The following is a 2,319-nucleotide window of genomic DNA, read 5'->3' on the forward strand; positions in this document are numbered from 1 at the left end:
AGTTCGCCGGGGATAAAGGGGGAGGCTTTTTCCAGTAGCCAGCGGTTGCCGGTGGCGGTGCCCAGCAGCAGCGTCAGGCCCAGCAGACAGGCCAGCAACAGGCTGAGTAATACCAGCAAGCCGCGGGCCAGGACGGAGCGCAGGGCAAAGCCGTTTTGAGGTTCGCGCCCGATCACAGGTCCGGCCCCATGCTCAGGTGCAGGCGCCAGTCACGGTGCTCGTCTACTGCCCGGGCAATATCCAGGCGAATCGGCCCCAGTGGTGAGCGCCAGCGGATGCCGATGCCGGCACTGTGGCGCGGTTCGAAGGCATCGAAATCGTTGAAGGCATTGCCGGCATCGGTGAAAGCCGCCAGGTGCCATTTCTCGGTGAGCGGGTGATCGTATTCCAGGCTACCGGTGGCCAGGTGGCGCCCACCAATGACCTCACCGTTGCTGTCTTCCGGGCCCAGGGATTCATAGGCGAAACCGCGCACGCTGGAATCGCCACCGGCGAAGAAGCGGATGGAGGCTGGCAGTTCGGTCACATCATTGACCTCGGTGTAACCCAGATCGGTGCGCATCAAGACGCGCCCGCCCAGCAAGGGAAAGAGAATCTTGCCGCCGCTGGTGAGCTGCAAAAAAGACGCTGTGGATGACAGGTTCTGATCGGCGAACCGCACGGCGGTGTTCAGGCGCCACCCGAAAGTGGGGTAGACCGGGTCGTCGGCCTTGACGCGACTTAACTGGAAGCCGGGTATCAGCAGTTCGGCCTGATCCACCTGGTCGGCGATCTGGTAGGTCTCACGCAGGAATTCCAGGGAGGTGGTGGCCACCCAGCGATTTTCCAGTTCGACGATATAATCTGCCCCGGTGCTCCAGCGTTCGTTTTCATTACTGTCGGTGTTTTCGTTGACGAAGCTGGTGTGCAGGTCCAGCCGTTCATGGAGCGGGTCCTTCAGCGGGATCTGGTAACTGGCTCCGGCCCCTTGCTGCACTTCGGACAATTCGGTTTCCGCCCGGAAACGGTGTCCGGCCTTGTTGACCCGGCGATTCTCTACCCCCAGCCGAACCCGCGGCCCGGTATCGGTGCTGACGCCGACGCCGGTGAGCAGGGACCAGCGGTTGTTGTCCGTCAGGGCGATGCTGACGGGAATCCGGCGGGTGGTGTCGTTGGGTTCGCCTTTCTCTACCCGCACGGCACTGAAGTAACCGGCACCAAGAAAGGACTGCTGGGTTTCCAGCATGCGGCCACTGTCGTAGGGCTCGCCTTCCTGAAAGCTCACATAGGCGTTAACCAATGATGGATTGAGTACGCTGCCGCTAACGGTGATTTCACCGAAGTGATAGCGCGGGCCGCTGTCCACATGCAGCGTAATGCTGGCCCGGTGGGCTTTTGTGTCCACCTTGAGGGTGTGGGTGGTCAGCTCGCCGTGGACATAGCCGCGGCTGATCAGGTGCTGTTGCAGGCTTTTTTTCAGGTTGCTGTAGCGGTCGTGTTGCAGCCGTTGACCGGTGGCCAGCTGTGCCTGTTCCACCAATTTGGTGAACGCCGGGTCCTGGGCCGCATCACCGGTGATTTCCACTTGCACGTGTTTGAGTATCACCGGTGGGCCGGTGTTCACGTCCAGGGTCACGCTGACGCAGTCGCCGTTTTCATCGGCGGAAAGGGAAAGCTGGCTGTCGTAGTAGCCCATGGCTTGCAGGGCATCGGTACTGTTGGCAATGATTTGACGGCGGATCAGGCCGTATTGGGCTCTGGGCGGCCGGCAGGGGTAGCGTGACAGGTCCACCAGCGACTGAATGTTGTTGGCTACCGCCTCGCTGGCGTTGCCGGTGATGTGCAGGTTTGGCGTGTCTTTGGCGAACGCAAGGGCGGGAAATAGCATCAGCAGCATCAGGATGAACGTCTTGCTCTGCCGATTGTGGTATCGATGGTGCGCCAAGCTCTGCATCCCTGTTTACGTCAGCCCACAGTGTAAGCCAAGGGCGGGGGGAACGAGAACCTTAACTGCCTGGCGGGTCAACCTTGTGGTGCGGATTTTCTCGCTGGCTGTCACGTGAATAGTCGCTGGCACTGGGCCGTTTTTTCAGCCGGCGTTGCAGGGTGCGGCGGTGAATTCCAAGGGCGTCTGCCGCCCGTGAGATATTGCCGCCGTGGGTGTCGAGGGTGCGCTGGATATGCTCCCATTCCAGCCGCTGCAGTGAGGGTGGGCTGTCTGGCAGGGGCAGGGCCTGGCTGGCCGGGTCGGCATCCAGTGCCTGCAGAATATCGTTGGCGCCAGCGGGTTTGGTCAGATAGTTATGCGCGCCACGGTGGGTGGCGGCGACGGCGGCGGCG

Annotated in this window: 2 protein-coding genes; both read right to left on the bottom strand. The window is 61.8% G+C overall.

Annotated features, from left to right (window positions below):
• Nucleotides 1-172: 172 nt before the first annotated feature.
• Nucleotides 173-1,933 (bottom strand): autotransporter assembly complex family protein, encoded by a 1,761-nt coding sequence (locus tag A3730_RS17995; RefSeq protein ID WP_063518700.1) that lies wholly within the window; start codon nt 1,931-1,933, stop codon nt 173-175.
• A 52-nt stretch (nt 1,934-1,985) separates the two neighbouring features.
• The coding region (locus tag A3730_RS18000) for a response regulator transcription factor (protein WP_197468378.1) at nt 1,986-2,319 on the bottom strand (334 nt) is incomplete at its 5' end.

Source organism: Alcanivorax sp. HI0044, assembly GCF_001634945.1.

Bases quoted from the DNA above. Each gene is read 5' to 3' on its own strand.
- A3730_RS17995 (WP_063518700.1), bottom strand. From the start codon at position 1,933: ATGCAGAGCTTGGCGCACCATCGATACCACAATCGGCAGAGCAAGACG.